Origin of the sequence: Streptomyces phaeolivaceus, assembly GCF_009184865.1 — a bacterium.
GTDB lineage: Bacteria > Actinomycetota > Actinomycetes > Streptomycetales > Streptomycetaceae > Streptomyces > Streptomyces phaeolivaceus.
Genome location: NZ_CP045096.1, coordinates 8,480,853 through 8,499,126, shown reverse-complemented (window position 1 = coordinate 8,499,126; position 18,274 = coordinate 8,480,853). Strand labels below are relative to the sequence as shown.

The following is an 18,274-nucleotide window of genomic DNA, read 5'->3' as shown; positions in this document are numbered from 1 at the left end:
TCGACCACCGCGCTCCCGCGCGCCGGTTTCGTCGCGCGCGTCGCCGTCGATGAGGACGTCATGGACGGGATGCCTTGGCGGTACGCGGACCACGCCTCCACCTCCACCTCCACCTCCACCTCCACCTCCGTGGGAACGGTCGGCGCGGCCGGGGCGGTCGGCAACCCCGCCGGTGCGGGCACGGCGCCGGCCTCGGCCTTCACCGCGCCCGTGCCGGTGCCGCTTCCCGGGACCGCCGGGCCGCTGGACACCCCGCAGCCGCTGCGGTCCCACGGCTGCTGGTACCCGTCCGTGGACCCGAGCGGCAGGTATGTCGCGTTCATCTGCGACCGGGGCGGGGTTCCGCAGCTGTGGACCGGGCCGGTCGACGGACACGAGGTCCATCTGCTGGACTCCGATCCCCACCCCGTCAAGGAGGTGGCCTGGTCGCCCGACGGCCGCTGGATCGCCTACACCACGGCTCCCGGCGGCGGTGAACACACCCGGGTGCTGTGCGTCCGCCCCGACGGCACCGGACGCCGTGTCCTCGCCGGTGCCGAGCCCGGCAGCTCCGCGTATCTGGGCTGCTGGCAGTACGACGGCTCGGCGGTGGCCGTCACCGTCGCCGAGCCGGTCCGCACACCGGGCGGCGCCGAGACGGAAGAGAGGCCCGTCCCCTCGGAGCCGGGCCTCGCCGACCCGCGCACCTACACCACGCGCCGCCCGGCGGGCTGGACCGCACGGGACGGCCGAGCCGTACTCCTGGGCGGCCCCCACCACGGCGACGCCGCTCCGACGGCCCGCACACCGGGAGGGACCGCCCCGGGAGGGACCGACACCGACCGCGTACCGGAGGCGGCCGGCGTACCCGCCGAACGTGACGGCGGGGACGGTGACGGCGGGCGGGGCGACGGCGCGGCCTCGAAGGAAGGCGGCGGGACCGGCGTCGTCGGTGGAGGGCTGGCGGCCTATCTCGTGGATCCGCTCGGTGTCGTCGCGCCCGCCCTGTTGGCGGTGGAGCGGGGCGCCGCCACCCTGCGGGTGTGCGACATCAGCCGGGACGGGCGGCTGGCGTTGGTGCGGCGGGGGCCGCGCGGGCGGCGTGAGGCCCTGGTCGTGCGGACCGGGGATCTGCGGACGACGTTCGCCCTGCATGTCGCCGACGGCGATCCATGGATCGGCCGGTTCTCCCCGGACGGCGGGACGCTGTGGCTGCGCAGCGACGCGGCACGCGAGTTCGCCGCGCTGTTCGCCGTACGGCTGGACGGCGAAGGGGAGCGGCGGGGCCTGTCCGTGGCGGCGGAACGGGCCGACTGCGGGCTGGAGTTGCTGGCCTTCGGCCACGACGGACACACCGCGGCCCTGGCCTGGAACGTGCGCGGGGCCACCGAGCTGGAGGTCGTCACCGTCGACTCGGAGGGCGGGGAGGCCCGGCCGGGGCCGCCGCGGAACGTGCCGCTGCCGCACGAGGTGGTGACCCGTATCCCTCGGGTCGGCGGCCGGGCGGGACTGGTGCTGGCGCTGTCCGGCTCACAGCGCCGCCCCGGGGTGTGGTGGTACTCCGAGGGCAGCGCGCGGCGGACCCCGTGGTCGTCGCGGGACGAGGACGCCGTGCCGCCCGGCCGCCCGCCCGTACGGCCGGTGCCGCTGCGGCCGACGGCCCGCGACGGGCTGCCGCTGAGCGGCTGGTACTACCGGGCGCCGGGCCGGGCCCCCGGGGTGCCCGCGCCCTGTGTGATCCATCTGCACGGCGGCCCGGAGGAGCAGGAACGGCCGGTGTTCAACCCGCTCTACCACGAACTGCTGGGCCGGGGGCTGGACATCTTCGCCCCGGATGTGCGCGGCTCCTCGGGGCACGGCCGGTCGTTCGTCGACGCCGACCTCGGCACGGGACGGTTCGCCGCGATCGAGGACGTCGCCGACTGCGCGGCCCATGTCGTCGTGGCCGGTCTCGCCGATCCGCGCCGGCTCGCCGTCATGGGCCGCTCGTACGGCGGCTATCTGGTGATGGCCTCCCTGGTGTGGCACCCGGCCCTCTTCCGCACCGGCGTCGCGGCCTGCGGCATGTCCGACTTCGCGACCTTCTACGCCGGCACCGAGCCGTGGATCGCGGAATCGGCCGCGCACAAGTACGGGCACCCGGAACACGACCGGGAGCTGCTGCGGGAGTTGTCCCCGATGACCCGGGTCGACGCGCTGCGTGTGCCCGTCCTGACGGTCCACGGCGAGCACGACACCAATGTGCCGCTCGGCGAGTCCGAGCAGTTCGTCCGGGCGGCCCGCGAACGCGGTTTGCAGGCCGCGCTGTTGATGCTGCGCGACGAGGGCCACGACTTCCTGCGCGCGGACAGCCGGAAGCTCTTCCGCCGGACCGCCGCCGACTGGATCGAGCGCCATGTCGCCGGCTGAGCCGCCGGCCGAGCCGCCGGGCGGCCCGTGACGGCCGGGCGGTCCCGGGGCGTTGTGAACCTATCGGGTTGATGTCGTCCAATGGCGGTCGGTGTCGTCGTGCTCCGTGCCAGACTGTGGGGCAACGGGGAAACTGCCACTGGCTCCGGCCCGCTCCGCGAAGACGGACGCGCCGGGAACGGGTACGGGGATGCTGTCGTGCTGTCGCTCTTCTCGGAGGGGATCTTCACTCCGCACACCCTGCTTGACGAACGGGTGATCGATGTCCTCTCGGCGGCGACCCAGCGCTGCTCGGGCACGGTACGGCCGAGCGACATCCTCTACTCCGCGATCGACTCCGGCGACCAGGCGGTGCTGTCGGGCCTCGCGCTCGCGCTCACCGAGGGCGCCCGGCCGCAGCATCTCCTGGAGTCCATCGCCGCGTACAACCCGCGGAGCCCGGACGGCGGGGACTTCGACTTCGACGGGCGGCGCGAGCGGTTCGCCCCCGAGACGCTCGCCGCGCTCGACGGCTTCGCGACGGAGTTCGCCCGGGACCCCGACCGGCTGCGTCCCGTCTGCCTCGAACTGCTCGTCGCCCGTGTCCTGGACCATCCCGACGCCGGCGACCGGCGGTTCCTGCGCATCCTCGACGCGACGGCCGCCGCGCGGACCCTGCGCGACCAGGTGCGCGTCACCACGGAGCCGCCTCCCCCGCTGCTGGACGACGCCGGGCGGCTGCGCTCCGAGGAGTTCTCGGCGGACGCCTGGGCGGTACTGGAGCAGTCGGCGGAGCGCGCGGGCGAGTTGGGGTACGACCGGCTGCTGCCCCCGCACTGCTTCCTCGCGCTGCTCGGTGAGACGGAGGGGCTGACCGAGCGGCTGGTGCGGCTCCAGATCCCGCCCCAACTGGGCCTGGCGAAGGTCGCGGAGCTGCTCGGCGGTGCCTTCCGGCTGTCGCAGCACGGGAAGGAGACACCCCCGCTGCACCGCGACGGCCTGGGCGAGCCGACGCTCGACCTGCTGCGGCGGGCCCGGCGCGCCGCCACGGTCTGGGGCGCCGAACAGGTCGACACACCGCATCTCCTGGACGCCCTGCTGGAGGACCCGCCGCCACGGCTCGCGTCGGTGTTCCGGACGGATCCGCTCCGGGTGGACCTCGCCAGGATGCGGGAGTTGCTCGCCCAGTCCGTCAGGGAGACCCGCACCTCGGGGCCGCGTGAGATCGCCTTCCGCTTACCGGCCGACTCACCGCCCGCCGAGGACCTGACGTGGCTGGCCCGCACCCAGGGCATCCCGGCCGCCCGGCACCTGGAGCGCTACTTCGACACCCTGGGCCGCGCCCTGCACCGTACGAGCGACAACCATGTGCTGATCACCGGCCCCGCCGGAGTCGGCACCACCACGCTGGTCCGTGAACTGGCCAGGCGTGCGGCGGCCGGAGAGCTGCCCTTCCTGCGGCGCAAGCGGCTGCTGCGCGTCGACTGCCGTGACGTGCCGGACACCGACAGCGGCGCCAAACTCGCCCGGATCATCGCCCATGTGGCGGGCCGCACCGATCTCGTCGTCTGCCTGGACGGACTCGGCGCCCTGCTCCGCGGCCCCCACGGCACCGACCACGTCCAGGCCCTGCGCAGCGCGCTGAAGGAACGCCGGATCCATCTCATCGGGATCCTCTCCGGCCAGGAGTACGACGATCTGCTGGCCGCCGACCACGCCCTGCGGGAGCTGACCACCCGTATCGACATGACCGAACCGGACCGGGCCACGGCACGGGACATGGTCCGGCAGGCGGCGGACGCGCTGGAGGCGGAGTTCGGCACCGAGGTCGCCGACCGGGTCGTCGACCGGGCGGTCGTGCTGTCCGGGGACTACATCCTCGCCCAGCGGATGCCGCTGGCCGCCGTCAAGGTGCTCCGCCGGGCCTGCGAGGACCTGGACTACCGCCGTACGCAGCTCGGGGACACCCGGACCGTCGTGGACACCGACGACGTGGTGCGGGTCATCGCCGAGATGTCGGGGGTGCCCGCCGGGCAGATCGCCGGTACCGGCGACGACGGGATCGACTACGAACAGGCGCTCGGCGGCTCGGTGTTCGGCCAGCGGGACGCGCTGGAGGTCGTCGCGAACGAACTGCGCCGGATCAAGGCGGGCGTGGCCGGGGCGAGCGGCGGCCCGGCGTCGGTGATGCTGTTCGCCGGGCTGACGGGGACCGGCAAGACCGAACTGGCGAAGACCGTCGCGGGGTTCTACTCCTCCTCCAAACGCCTCCAGACCTACCCCATGGAGAACTTCTCCGAGGCGCACAGCGTGGCCGGGATCATCGGCTCCCCACCGGGATACATCGGCTTCGAGCGCGGCGGCCGGCTGATCAACGAGCTGAACGCGGACCCGTACTGCGTCTTCCTGCTGGACGAGGCGGAGAAGGCGCACGCCGAGGTCTGGCGGCCCTTCCTGAACCTCTTCGACGAGGGCTGGATCATCGACCAGCGCGGGGTCAAGGCCCACGGCGACCGGGCGATCTTCATCCTCACCACCAACGCGGGCCAGGAGATCATCGCCCTGATGAGCCGGGAGGGACGGCCCGAGGAGGAGATCGTCGCCCGGGTGAAGGAGGCCCTGCTCCAGGTCGGGAAGGGCGCGCACGGCGGTCCCGTCTTCTCCCCCGAGTTCCTGGCGCGCATCCGCCGGATCATCGTGTTCCGGCCGCTGGACCTGGACGCGATGACCGGCATCTGCCGCAAACTCGTGGAACGGCAGCGGGCGTTCTGGCGGGACAAACGGGAGAAGGAACTGATCGTCCCGGAGGCGCTGATCCTGCACGCCGCCCGGCAGGGGCATCTGCGGAACGAGAGGTCCGGCGGCAAGGAGGGCGGCCGTATCGTCGCGAAGATCCTCTCCGACCTGATCGAGAGCCCGGTCCTGCTCGAACAGCAGCGCAGGAAGGACGAGTTCCGGCGGTGCGCCCGTATCGAGCTGGACTTCCGTCCCGAGGGGGCCGGTGCCGACGGACGCGGGCCTCGGACGGACGTCCGCTTCGTCGCCGCCGACGACTCCACCGCCCCCGCCACAGACTCAGCCACCTCCATCGACACCGACACCTCCATCGACACCGGCACCGGCACCGGCACCGGCACCGACGGAGCGGGCCATGGGTGACGGTGGGGCCGGGACGGACCTGCGGTCGTTCGAGGGCCGGATGATCGACGACCGCTATCTGCTCACCGAGTGGGTCGGCGGCGGTAACTTCGGCGCCGTCTTCCTCAGCGAGCAGCGCATCCTGGGCCGGCCCGTCCGACGGGTCGCCTGCAAGATCTCCCGGGAGACGGGGATGACCGAGGAGGACGCCCGGCACCGGTTCTCCGACGTCCTGCGGCTGGCCGAGGCGATGGACGGCATGACCGACGCCGAGGCACGCCGCCACCTCGTCCATGTGTACGACGGCGGGCTGGCCCATGACGCCGGCGGCCGGGCGTTCCTGGTGATGGAGTACGTGCAGGGCACCACGCTCGCCGACCAGTTCCACAGCCGGCGGACGGTCTCCGCGAAGCAGCTGTTCACCTGGGCGCGGCAGATCTGTGTGGCGCTGCGCGGACTGCACGCCCTGGACCAGCCGTTGCTGCACCGCGACCTCAAGCCGGACAACGTCCTGCTCGGCACGGACCTGACCGTACGGCTCATCGACTTCGGTCTCGCCGCCAGGCTGCTGGAGTCCGGGACCGTCCCCGGAGTCGCCGGCACCCTCACCTATATGGCGCCGGAGACCTCGCAGGGCGAGAGCGTGCCCGCCTCCGATCTGTACTCCCTCGGGGTGCTGATGTACGAAGGGCTCACCGGGCGGCTGCCCTTCGAGCATCTCGTCCCGCCCCACGAACTGCCCGACGCCCTGCACGGAGACTGGCTGTACCGGCGGAAGAAGGAGGGCCGTGCGGTGGCACCGCCGTCCCGGCTGAACAACACCGTGACCCGCGAGATCGACGCCGTCGTGCTGCGCTGTCTGGAGTTCGATCCCGCGCGGCGCTTCCGCAGCGCGACGGAACTCCTGGGCGCGCTGGCCGAGGCCGAGGCCGGGCCCCGCCGTCCGCCGCCCGGCGCGAACGCGCTGGAACGGGCCCGTGAGCAGGCCGCCGCCGGTGACACGGCCGGCGCCTGCGACACCCTGCGCGGCTGTCTGGACTCCGGCGCGGAGAATCCGTCGCCCGCCGTCCGGCTGGCGCTGCTCAACGAACTGGCGGGGCTGCTCGACACCCGGGGCGACCCGGCCGGGTCGGCGCGACGGCTGGCGGAGTCCTGGCAGTTGGTGCGCGGCAGCGCGCTCCTGCGAACCCGCAAGGAGCGCTGCGCGCTGCTGACGCGGACGGCCGACACCTATCGGCGGGCCGGGAACGCCTACCAGGCACGGCACTTCGAGGATCTCCTGCGACGCGAGAGAGACAGGGGGTGAGCACGGCGGCATGAGTGCGCCCGCGTCCTTCGGTGACTTCTTCTCGTCCTCGGGACGGCTGCGCAGACAGTGGCTGTCGGCACTCCAGGACCCCGATCCGCACAGTGGTCTGACGAAGCTGCGCAAGATCTGGGCGCAGTGGGAGAAGCGCCCCGAGGCGGTCACTCCCTTCTACGTGGACTTCGTACGGTCCGTCGCGGAACCGCCGTACCGGCCGCTGCTCACCGAGGCCGACTTCGCGGCGCTGGAGAGTCTCTCCGGGCGGGTGGCGGAGGCCGGTGACGTCCCCCTCGACGAGGCGGTACGGCCGCTGGCGGCGGCCCGGTTCGGGCGCGGCGAGGAGTTACCGGCCTGCGAACTGCTGACCCGGCTGTACTGGGCGGAGTCCCTCCCGGAGGCGGTCAGGGCCTCGGTGGCGGACGAACTGGCCCGCTCCGGCGTGCGGGACGCGCCCCGGATCGAGGTCTGCGCGGATCTGCTGGGCCGGTCCGGGCCACGGCCACCGGCGGTCCTGGCACTCGCCGCCGAGGTGCTGCGGGTGGACTTCTCCTCGGACGCGGAGCGGTGGGGGCGGGCGGTCGCGCTGGCCTCGACCGGGCTGCCGGGGTCGGACCGCGCGGCCGGGCTCCACGCGTTGCAGATCACCGGGGAACTCGACACGGCCCGGGAGCGTTTCCTCGCGGCCCGCGCGGCCGACCCGCACGACGCGACGGCCCTCCTGGGGCTGCTGCTGGCCTGCATCCGGGCGGGTCGGGTCGCCGACATCCCGGGGTGGGCGCTCGACGCGGCCGACGAGACGGGGTGGCCCGCGCCTGCCGGGCCCGCTCCTGCCGGGCACGGTACGGAGGGGCACGGTGCGGAGGGGCACGGTGCGGAGGGGCACGGTACGGAGGGGCACGGTGCGGAGGGGCACGGTGCGGAGGGGCACGGTCCCGCCGCACCGGGGCTCGCCGCGACGGCCGCGCTCGGACGGGTGCTGGCCTGGTTCGACGAGGGCTCGGACCGGCCGCCGCCGGTCACCGCCGCCCGGCTGGCGGCGCTCGCCCCGCCCGCCCAGGTGAGCCCCTGGCTCGGCTACGCCCGTGGCCGCCTGCTCCTCCTGGACGGGGACGCCGCACGCGCCCGCGACCTGCTCGTCCCCCTCGCCCAGGGCAAGGACTCGGTCCCCGCCTGGCGCTATCACGCCGCCTGGACGCTGTATCTGACCGGCGACCGCGCCGGACTCTGGCTCCTCATCGAGAAGATGACCCGGACCGCGGACGACTGGGCCCTGGCCTGTCTCCTGCTGGACACCGAACCGCACGCGGTGACCGGCACGGCCGCCGAGGACGCGGCGGCTGCCGTCCCGCCCGGCTACGAGGGGATCGCCCGGCTCCGCCGAGACCTGGCCGAGGGCCGACGGCGACCCGACACCCCGGACGGGGCCGCGCCGGGGCCGCCCACGGAGGGCCGGGGCGCGCCGGAACGGCTGGAGGCGCTGCGTACGGCGCTGGGGGCGGCGTACGGCCGGTCGGCGGGGGCGGCGGACATGGCCGGGCTGCTGAAGGAGCCGCTGTACCGGCGGCTGCCACGGGCCGACCGGCTGCTGTGGTCGGGGCTGCTGGCGCTGCGCCGGGACGCGGAGGAGGGGCGGCGGCTGCTGGAGGCGGCCCGCGCGCTCGGGCACGGGCGGGCGGCGCTGGTGCTGGCGGCCCATCATCTGGAGGAGCTGCGTCCGGGCAGGGCGGGGCGGCTGCTCGCCGAACTGAGCGGTGAGAAGGCGGAGTTGCTGCGGGTGTGGGCCGAGGCGGTCGGCGGCGCGGCGGACGAGGTGGTCGAGGAGGGACTCGGGCGGCTGACGGCCCATCGGCTGCCGCAGGTGCCGTACGCGCTGGGCGCGCTCCGGTTGCACCGGATCGCCGGGGAGGGCAGCACACAGGAGCCGGAGGACGCGCCGTACCACGCGCGGCAGGCGGCCAGGGAACTGGGCAGGGCCCTCGCGACCGCGCCGGACGCCGTACCGGCGGACGCGGCCGTGCTGGCGCGGGCCGCCCGGACGGTCGCCCACGCCACCGCCGTCGCGGCCGGCGACGGGCCGGCCGTGCTGTCGCCCTCCGTACGGCAGCACCCCTGGGCGGAATGGGTCCTGGGGCTGGCGCGGCTGGCCGAGGATCCGGAGGCCGCCGACCCGGAGCTGTGCCGCCGCCTCGTCGCCCTGGCCGAGGAGGCCACCCCCGGGGCCGCGACCGCCCTGGCCGCCGCCCTCACCACGGCGAGCATGCGCGGCACGACCCCCTACCACCGCGACACCCTGGCCCACCTGCTCCGCACCCTGGCAGAACGGCACGCCCTGCCAGAGATCCACGCCCTGTCCGCCCGGGCCACGGCCGCGGCCCTGTCCCGCCCCGCTGCGGGACGACCACCGGTCCGGGAGGGGCGACAGTTCGACGAGCCGCAGCGATTGGCTGGGCTGCGGGAGGGGGGCGGTGCAGGGCAGGGGGGCGGGTCGGGGCACGCCGGGGGTGTCCTGGAGACCGGGGAGGTGCGGCACGCCGGGGAGGTGCAGCCGGCCGACGCGGTCCGGGCGACCGACACGGGGACGCCGGCCGACGCGGGGACGTCGACGGAAGAGGGGCGGCGCACCCGCGAGGGGCGGCCGAGCGAGACGGGGCCGCCGGTCGAAGGTGGGCGGCGGCAATCCGAGGAGGGACGGTCGTCCGACGGGGGACGGTCGTCCGAAGGAGCGCGGCCGTCCGAAGCCATGCAACCCGTGCTGGCGTTGGCGTCCGCCGTGGGCGAGTTGGCGCGGGGTGATCGGGTCGCCGCCGTACGGCTATTGAGGGCGGTGTCGGCGGACGGCGAGGTGTGTGCCCTGCTCGCCGACGCCCTGGAGGGCCGCGCGCCCTCGGCTCCCCCGCCGGACGGGCCCGGGGAGCGAGCCGCGCTGGTCCGGGTCGTCCACGCGGCGGGCCTCGTCGAGAGCGACCCGCGACGGTCCCTGGAGCTGCTGTCCGCCGCGGCGATCGACTGCGACCTGGCCACGGTCGCCGACCTGGCCCACCTCCTGCCGGCCCTGTTCGCCCACGCCGACGACGGCAGGGCGGGAGCACGCGGAGCGGCAGGCGCGAGGCCGGGCGGCGGCGCGGGAGGCGCCACGGCGGGTGACCGCGAAGCCCGTGCCCGCACCCCGCGCGGCGGCGAGGCCCAGGGCGGTGGCACCCCGGACGAGGACGCACCCCGTGGCCCCGCGACCGGCAGCCGCCGGGCCGGTGGTGTCACGACCCACCGGCAGCGGGTGGGACGTGGGCAGGCGCGGGCGTTGGTCGAGTTGGTGAAGGGTCTGGCGGGGGCCGAGCCGCCGCCGGTGGACGCGGGGAGTCTGGGCGACTGCGCGATCGCCGTCGGGGAGTACGCGACGGCGGCGGAGCTGTGGGAGCGGGCCCTGCGGGAGGCGGAGCGGCAGGGTCGCGACGACGACGCGGTCCGCACCCGGTACGCCCTGCTCCTGTGCCACCGCGCGGTGGCCGCCCACCGTTCCGGCGACCCGCTGCGCGGCGCGCTCTTCCTGCACCGGGCCGCCGCCGTACTGCCCACGGCCGGTCCCGCCACCCGACGCCTCCCCTCCCGCGGCAGAACCGCGGCACTCGCCCGCGGCCTGGAACTCGACACCTTCGTCCGCCGTCTCCTGAGCCGGCTCTTCCCCGGCGCGGAGCACGAGCCCGTCCCCTGGGACCGGCCCGGTCGCTACCCGGCCCTGGAGGTCGCGGTCCGGGCGGACGACGAACTGACCGACGCCCTGCGGTCGGCCGACTCCCTGCGGATAGAACGGAGTTGGGCGGACGGCCTGCGCACCTGGGCGTACGACGTCCGCCTCCACCACACCCTCGCCCTGCTCCACCGGGACACGGCACTGGGCGGACCGCCGTCCGTCGCACGCGGAGGCGGTCATCTCGCCCGCGCGACCGTGCTGTGGACCCTGCTGCTGGCCTCGGAGCGGTTCTGGGAGCAGCACGGCGAGGAGCCCGCCGGGCCCGGCGCGGAGACCCGGCTGCGCACCACCGTGTGCCGGGAACTGTTCGCCCTGCACCGCCGCCTCGGCGCCGAGGCGCTCCAGGCCGGTGAGCGGGACACCGCCCGGCTGCATCTGCGGGTGCTCACGGCCGTCCGCACCGGAGAGTCCGAAGTACACGGTCTGCTGGGCGAGTTCGGCATCGGATGGTCCGTGCCGGTCGACGGGCGGCGCTGGGCCGAGATCTCCGCGCTGGCCGGCACGGTCACCGACGAGTGGTGCGCCGAGGCCGTCCTGACCGCCGAGAAGGCGCTCAGGGACCCGGCCGCCATCGCCGGACTCGCCGAGGGGATCGACCAGGACTACGAATCCGCCATCGACGCGCTGCGACCGCTGACCGGCCTCGGTGTTCCGCTGCCCCGGCTGCTGCAGACCGCGCTCGACTGGCACAACGCACTGCAGAACTGCCTCTACCAGATGAAACGGACCGAGGAACTGTGCACGGTCATCGGAAGGGCACGTGTCTTCGCCGACCAGCTCGCCCCGTTCTGCGCCCCCGGCAAGGGCCACCTTCCGGGCAACCGGTCGCTGTGCGTCCACTTCAAGTACCGAGGACTGTTCGTGGCGACCGACAGCGCCTCCGCCTCCCGTATGTACCGGCAGGCGCTGAGGTGGGATCCCGGCGACGACAACGCGGCCGAACTCCTGGCCCAGGGCGCCTACACACCACGGTGACGCCCGCGAGCGAACGAAGGAGCGCCATGAAGCCGAACCCCTTCCATGTTCTCGGGCTTCCCGTGTCGGCGGGCGACGAGGAGGTGGCGGAGCGTTTCCGGGAGCTGTCCCTGACCGGCGCGCAGGACGCGGGCGCGCTCGCCGAGTGGGCCAAGGACGAGTTGATGGGCCTGCCCGAGAGGCGGGAGCTGCACGCCCTGCTGGAGGCGCCCGGCGCGGACTACCGGGGCGACCGGTGGGAGGACTTCGCCAAGCAGTACGGGCGCCGCCCCGTCGCGTTCGCGTCACGGCAGGGGCCGGCGGAGGCGCCACGGGCGGCGGACATCGATCTCGCCGCGGTGGCCCGGCGGCTGCTGGACGGCATGCTGACGCCCCCGGAGGTCGACATCCGGCCCGCCCTGGACCACCCACCCGTCCCGCTGTACCTGGAGCGCCCCCCACTGGAGGTACGCGATGTCCTCTTCGGCTGACACATCTCCGGCGGACACGTCTCCGCCTGACACATCTCCGGTCGATACGTCCCCGGTCGATACGTCTCCGGCCGGCTCCTTGCCGGTCGGCTGGGACGAGTTCGACACGCGCCAGGTGCCCGACGGCGCGGAGGAGGCGGAGGCGGCGGCGGAGGCCGCTGACCGGTTGAGCCCCGGCCGGGAGACGGCCGTTCTGCTCCAGCGGTACTGGTCCGATCTCCAGGACGAGGGCAACCGGGTGCAGAAGGAGACCGCGGCGGCCCGCCAGGCACTCATCGAACTCGCCGTGCACGTCGCCCGGTTGGAGGCGCTGCTCGGGGAGGCGGCCGGTCCGCTGGACGGTGCGGGCGACCGGTCGCTGGGCCGCCGGCTGCGCGTGGCCGGGAAACAGGTGCTCGAACCGCTGCACGCGATGGGCATCACCACCCGGGACCCCGTCGGCGAGCCCTACGACGCGGTCGCCGACGTCGTCGACATCGCCGGGTGGCGGTACGGGCCCGAGTTCACCGCCGAGGTGGTGGCGGAGACCGTGGAGCCGATCGTGCTCGACCGCGGCACGGTCGTACGACTGGGACAAGTGATCATGGGCGCCCCGTCGAGCGCCGGAGCGGAGGACGACGCATGACGCAGTATGTGAGCAAGGCCGTCGGGATCGACCTGGGGACCACCAACAGCGCGGTGGCGGTGATGAATCCGACCGACACCGACATCGTGATCCACCGGGACGCCATGAACGCCCGTACGACACCGAGTTGTGTGTGGCACAACCCGCGCAACGGCGAACTGGTCGTCGGGCGGAAGGCGTTCGCCCGGGTGGGCAGCGAGCCGGAACCGGTGACGTCCGTGAAACGCCTGATGGGGTCGCGCCGGACGGTGACGCTGGCGGGCCAGGAGCGCACCCCCGTCGAGATCTCGGCCGAGATCCTGAGGGAGATGAAGCGGCAGATCGAGCAGGACGTCGCGGAGTTCGACACCCCGGAGGTGCGCTGGGTCGTCGACCGGGCCGTGGTGACCGTGCCGGCGTACTTCGACCAGCCGCAGATCGACGCCACCCGCAAGGCGGCGGAGAGCGCCGGGCTGCGGGTGGTGGACCTGCTGCACGAGCCGACGGCCGCCGCGAGCTACCACTGCTGGCGGACCGGCATCCGGGACGGTGTCTTCCTGGTCTACGACCTCGGCGGCGGCACCTTCGACGTGAGCGTGGTCCGCTGCAAGGCGGCCGACTTCAAGGTGCTCGGCATCAGCGGCAACACCATGCTCGGCGGGGACGACATCGACACCGAACTCGCCCACCACCTCCAGCAGTTGATCCTCGACGACGACTGGGCGATGGATCTGGACCTGGAGGACGACCCGGAGGACCGGCTGCGCTTCCGGCGGCTGAAGTCCCTCGCGGAGTCCGTGAAGAAGGGCCTGTCGGACCGTACGGAGTTCATGCTGCGCGACTCCGGCGGGCTGACCGACAAGGAGGGGCGGCGCGTCGTCATCGACACGGTCGTGGAACGCGCCCAGCTGGAACGGATCGCCCGGCCGATCCTGGAGCGCACCTTCCAGTACTGCGACGAGGCGCTGGACCAGGCCACCCGGGAGGCCGGGATCACCCTGGCCGACGTGGACCAGATCATCCTGGCCGGTGGGTCCACGCATCTGCCGCTGGTACGGGAGATGGTGCGCGCCCGGTTCTGCGCCCTCGCCCCCGGCTCCCCCGACCCCGGCCCCGGCCCCGGCCTCGATCCGGGCGGGCCGCGCGCCAAGTGCGCCGAGCCGGTGTACGAGCAGGTGGACACGGTCGTCGCGCTGGGCGCGGCGGTGCGGGCCTCGGCGGTCGGCGGCCTGGACATCCTGAACGAGGAGCGGACGGTCCGGGTGAGTTTCCGGGGCACCGTGGTCACCGCCTCGGACCGTACCGTGGTCGGCGGGACGGTCGAGGCGCTCGACCCCGGCCTCGATCTCACCGACGGTTCGGTGCGGCTCAGCATCGAGGAGTACGAGGACGAGGCGCCGATCAAGCCGGACGGCGGTTTCGCGTTCACCCGCATTCCCGTGCAGCCGGACGCGCAGGGCCTGCTCACCGTGGAAGTCTTCGACGCCGACGGTGGGTTGCTGGCGACCGTGGGGCGGGCGGTGGTGCACGACCGGGTCACCGCGGCCAAGCCCGGGGGCAGTACCACCAGCGCGGCCATCAACGCCAAGCCGATCCTGCTGGAGGTGACCCGGGAGGGGCGCACCCAGCGCGATGTGCTGGTCCCGGCGCTGCGTCCGCTGCCGTTCAAGGACCGCTACGACTTCAGCCACCCCGGTGACACCACCACCGTGGAGTTCCGGCTCTTCCAGCACTCCCGGCAGATCCAGGTCATCAAGGTGCCGGTGCCGTCCTCCACGCCCAGGGGCACGGCCATCGACCTCGACGTGGAGATGGACGTGCACGCGCTCATCACCGTGCGCGGCTCCATCGGCGACCACCCGTTCGAGGCGGTCGTCGAGGTGCCGCCGGAGGCCGGGCTGCCGGGCAGCGCGGAGGTGGCCGAGCTGCTGCGGCGCTTCGAGGAGGACGTCGAGTTCCTGCCCGCCGGCGAACGGAACGTGAAGCAGGTCCAGATGGACATGGCGAAGGAGGCCTTCATGACGGCCGTCGACCGGGGCGAGACCGCGATCGCGTGCCATGAGTTCGAGCAGATGCAGGCGATCGCCGACTCCGTCCGCAAGCACCACACCGGTGAACTGCAGCCGCCCAGGGCCGACTTCGAGCGGCTCGTCAAGGACTGCACCGAACTCAACCGGTACGTGACCATGGTCGGCGCCGAGACGGGGACGCCGCACGACGAACGGGAGATCGCCCTCGCCGTCGAGGCCCAGCGCGAGCACGGCGAGGGGGCGCTGACCGCCGGGGACCAGCGGTCGTACTCGGAGGTCATCACCCAGCTCCAGCACATCTTCGACCATCTGCGGACCGTGGCGTTCCGGCAGCAGCGCAAGGAGCAGCCGATCAGCGAGACGGAGCGGGCGGAGGCGATGCTGGGCGCCGCGCTGGAGGCCTTCGTGGAGGTGCGCACGCTGGTGCAGGCGTCCCCCGCCGCGACGCCCGCGCACCGGGTGGAGGTGGAGGAGATCGGGCGGCGGCTCGACGGTCTGCGGTCCCTGCTCGCCCGGGACCCGCAGCAGGTCCAGCAGCAGGCCGCGCGGGAACGGCAGCGGCTGCTCCAGCTGAAGAACATCTGCCTGGGCTCGCCCGGTGCCCCGGACCGTCTCGGCGGCGCCGTCCCCGAGGCCACCTGATGACGTCCGCGTCGGCGGGCGTCCCCTGCCCGGTGGTCCTGTGCCGCCGTGAGAACGCGTACGGGGCGGAGTTCTGCGCGGGCTGCCGTACGCCCCTGTCCGGCTACGCGCGGCTGTACGCGCATCCCGCCCTGCTCTTCAACCGGGGTCTGGCGGCGGCCCGCGAAGGCCGTCTCAGCGCGGCCCGGGACTGTTTCGCGGCGGTGGTGCACTGGTGCCCCGCCGACACCGAGGCCCGTAACGCGCTGGCCCTCGCCTGCCTCGGCCTCGCCGACCATGACGAGGCCCGCCGTCAGTGGACGGAGGTGCTGTCCCGCAGACCGGCCGACCCGAAGGCCGACCGGGGGCTCGCCCATCTCGCGCGGCGGGCCGGGGTCAGCGGGTCCGGCGCAGGAAGTCGATGAGGGGGGTGGGGTCGAGGCCGAGTCCGCGGATCAGTCTGTGGCCCGAGGAGCGCTCGTCCTCCAGCAGGGCGAGGAGGAGCGTGGCCTCGTCGACCTGGCCCGGCGGGGTGCCGTCGGCGGCGTGCAGCCGGGCCTGGGCCAGTACGTCGCGGACCCGGGGGGACAGGTCGGCGCGGCGGGGGGTGAGCATCCCGGAGAGCCGCCGGAAGGCGCGCTCCCCGGCCGGCCCCTGCTCGTACATGCCGCTGCGCAGCACTTCGCTGTCCATCGCGCCGAACGCCGCCAGCAGGGTGTAGGTGCCGACGATCTCGCCGCGGGTCTTGGCCAGCAGATTCGCGAGCCGCAGTATGCCCATGGTGCTGCGGCCCAGGCCGTCCACGGGCAGCCGCTGGTCGCCGTTCGCCCCCGCTCCGGCCGTGCCCTGCTCGGCCGTGCCGCCCTGATCGGAGTCGTCCTGGCCTGAGGCGCCCTCGTCGGAGGCGCCCTCGTCGGAGGCGCCCTCGTCGGAGGCGTACTCGTCGGAGGCGCCCTCGTCGGAGGCGTACTCGTCCGGCGGCAGCAGGTGGGAGAGGGGGACGCCGCACAGTTCCAGCAGCCGGGAGGAGATGCCGCCGCCCACGGCGACGAAGGCCACCGCGATGTCGGCGGTGGTGATGGTGGCCCTGCCGTCCGCGGCGGCCCGGGTGGCCGCGTCCGCGAACACCCGGTTGACGGTGTCGGAGAAGACCGGTCCCCCCACGGCCGGGAGCGGGTCGCCGTCAGCGGCGGCGCTGCGGCTGAAGACCTCGTTGATCACCTGGTCGAGGGCCTCGGCGGAATCCTCCCCGATGCTCTCCTCGATCCGCTGCCGGATGTCCGGCTCGCCGAGCAGCCCTTGCAGCAGATCGACGGAGGCGACCACACCCCGTTCGGCGGCGGACGCGCGCACCCGCCGCATCAGCCGCTGCGCGTCGGGGGAGAGCGGGACCGGCAGGTCGTCGTCGTCCTCCGGGCGCTCCTCCGGCCGCGCGGCGCCGGACCGCGCGTCCCGGGTGATGCTCGCGGCCGGGTCGCCGTACAGGATGAACGACGCCCACGCGGCGTCCGGCCGGGCGCGGAGCGCGGCACGGGCCGCCCGGACCGCGGCACCGGCCGACGCACCGGCGAGCAGCCGGTCGTAGAACTCGGCGGCGAACTGCCAGGCCCCGTCGTCGGCCACGTCGGTACGGGTGCCGACGACGCTCTTCGCGCCCATCACCATGAAGGACATGCAGATGTTGGCGACCTCGCTCTCCCGGGCGGAGGCACAGCCGTTGATGAAGGTCACCGGGGGCGCGCCGGTCGACGAGAGCCCTTGGAGGGCGACCTCGCTGAGCATCTGCCGCTCGTGCATCAGCAGCGCGGTCGTACCGGCGTCGTTGCCCACATGACCGCAGAAGTGGAAGAGGTCGTACGGCGCCTCCTCCGAGGCCAGTTCGGCGACGACATCGATCAGGTTGGCGTCCTGCCCCACCAGCACCGTGCACGCGATGCCCCGGCCGCGCAGCCACTCGGCGACCCTGGTGACCTCCTGGCGGGCGGAGGGGAGGTCGCCGTTGGGGTCGCCCACGACGAGGGCCCGGCCGACCCGGCTGATGCTGCGCCCGCCGAGCACGGGCCGCTTGCCGACCATCCGGCGCCCCAGGTCGTACTTGAGGCCGAGGAAGTCCTCGCCGTCGTGCAGCAGTTCCCAGGGGACGCCCTGTCTGTTGGTGCGCACCAGGACCGGGCCGGTCGACGCGCGCAGTCTGCTCACCAGTTCGGCCGCGTTGCCCTGGACCGGTGGGAACAGCTGTCCGTAGAGCAGCCTGCCCCATCTCTCCAGGTCCCTGAGCAGCCCGGGGCCGGGGTTCCGGCCCGGGGCCGCCGCGCCCGTCAGCGCGTCGTCGATCCGGTCGCGGTAGCCCCGCACCAGCTCCCGGGAGACGGGGATCGTGTACTCCATCTCCAGTGGCGGGCTGTCGCGGCCGGGGCCGCCGCCCACCCGTAGTTCGTACTCGTAGCGATCGTTGGGGCCCTGTTCGGTGACCCGGACGTTCAGCGTGGCCGGTTCGCTCATGAGGGGGTGTGCCGCCGGACGAACGCGTCGACGAGCCGCTGCTCGGCGGTGGTGGAGGGCTGGATGATCTCCACCTTGTCGTCGCCCATGATCACCGTGATCGAGGCGACCCGACCGGCCCCGTCGGCCCCGTCGGCCCCGTCCGGCGCGGGGGCGTTGCGCTCCTCGGAGAGCCAGCCCCGGACCGTGTCGATGATCGCGACCAGGGCTCCGGCCGAGGTCACCGCCAGCGTGGCCACGTCGACCATGCCGCTCGACCGCCGGCCGGGGGCGGGCCGCGCGGCGTAGACCGGGACGACCCGCACGGCCCCGTGCTCAGTCAGTCTCCGGCCCAGCGCGGCGGGTGCGCCCGCCCGGACGTTCCCGTCTCTTCCGTTGAGAACCAGTTCGCATGCGAACCCCCCGTCGGGCTCCCGCTCCACCACGTGCGACCTCCGTCTTCCGAAACCCCACCAGCCTATGACGGACCGTCACTGTAGGGGAGCGCTTCGAGCGACCCCGTGCGGCCCGTAC

General features: G+C 74.1%; 10 protein-coding genes. 8 read left to right on the top strand and 2 right to left on the bottom strand.

What is annotated here, in order from left to right:
• The first annotated feature begins 69 nt into the window (after positions 1-69).
• From F9278_RS38835 to F9278_RS38800, 8 genes are all read left to right on the top strand, one after another.
• Positions 70-2,388: a prolyl oligopeptidase family serine peptidase gene (locus F9278_RS38835; protein ID WP_404819034.1), complete on the top strand. Its 2,319-nt coding sequence runs from the start codon at positions 70-72 to the stop codon at positions 2,386-2,388.
• A 198-nt stretch (positions 2,389-2,586) separates the two neighbouring features.
• On the top strand, positions 2,587-5,526 hold the full coding sequence (locus F9278_RS38830; RefSeq protein ID WP_152172479.1) for an AAA family ATPase: 2,940 nt from the start codon (positions 2,587-2,589) through the stop codon (positions 5,524-5,526).
• Entirely contained in the window at positions 5,519-6,811 is a 1,293-nt protein-coding gene (locus tag F9278_RS38825; protein ID WP_152172478.1) for a serine/threonine-protein kinase, read from the top strand. The genes F9278_RS38830 and F9278_RS38825 overlap by 8 nt, the downstream gene beginning before the upstream one ends.
• A 10-nt stretch (positions 6,812-6,821) precedes the next feature.
• A complete protein-coding gene (locus tag F9278_RS46525) occupies positions 6,822-11,534 on the top strand; it encodes a hypothetical protein (protein WP_193241832.1) in 4,713 nt (1,570 codons plus the stop codon).
• 26 nt (positions 11,535-11,560) lie between these two features.
• Positions 11,561-12,004 (top strand): hypothetical protein, encoded by a 444-nt coding sequence (locus F9278_RS38815; RefSeq protein ID WP_152172477.1) that lies wholly within the window; start codon positions 11,561-11,563, stop codon positions 12,002-12,004.
• 79 nt (positions 12,005-12,083) lie between these two features.
• The gene (locus tag F9278_RS38810) at positions 12,084-12,629 is read left to right on the top strand and encodes a hypothetical protein (RefSeq protein WP_152172476.1); all 546 of its coding nucleotides are present in this window, start codon (positions 12,084-12,086) and stop codon (positions 12,627-12,629) included.
• Complete coding sequence (locus tag F9278_RS38805) at positions 12,626-15,280, top strand: Hsp70 family protein (protein WP_152172475.1); 2,655 nt, start codon at positions 12,626-12,628, stop codon at positions 15,278-15,280. Before F9278_RS38810 ends, F9278_RS38805 begins: the two co-directional genes overlap by 4 nt.
• On the top strand, positions 15,280-15,684 hold the full coding sequence (locus tag F9278_RS38800) for a hypothetical protein (protein WP_152172474.1): 405 nt from the start codon (positions 15,280-15,282) through the stop codon (positions 15,682-15,684). The genes F9278_RS38805 and F9278_RS38800 overlap by 1 nt, the downstream gene beginning before the upstream one ends.
• Here F9278_RS38800 and F9278_RS38795 read toward each other — a convergent pair.
• On the bottom strand, positions 15,656-17,761 hold the full coding sequence (locus tag F9278_RS38795) for a CHAT domain-containing protein (RefSeq protein ID WP_152172473.1): 2,106 nt from the start codon (positions 17,759-17,761) through the stop codon (positions 15,656-15,658). The genes F9278_RS38800 and F9278_RS38795 overlap by 29 nt on opposite strands.
• Positions 17,758-18,183: an effector-associated constant component EACC1 gene (locus tag F9278_RS38790; RefSeq protein ID WP_226967369.1), complete on the bottom strand. Its 426-nt coding sequence runs from the start codon at positions 18,181-18,183 to the stop codon at positions 17,758-17,760. Before F9278_RS38790 ends, F9278_RS38795 begins: the two co-directional genes overlap by 4 nt.
• Positions 18,184-18,274: the final 91 nt, after the last annotated feature.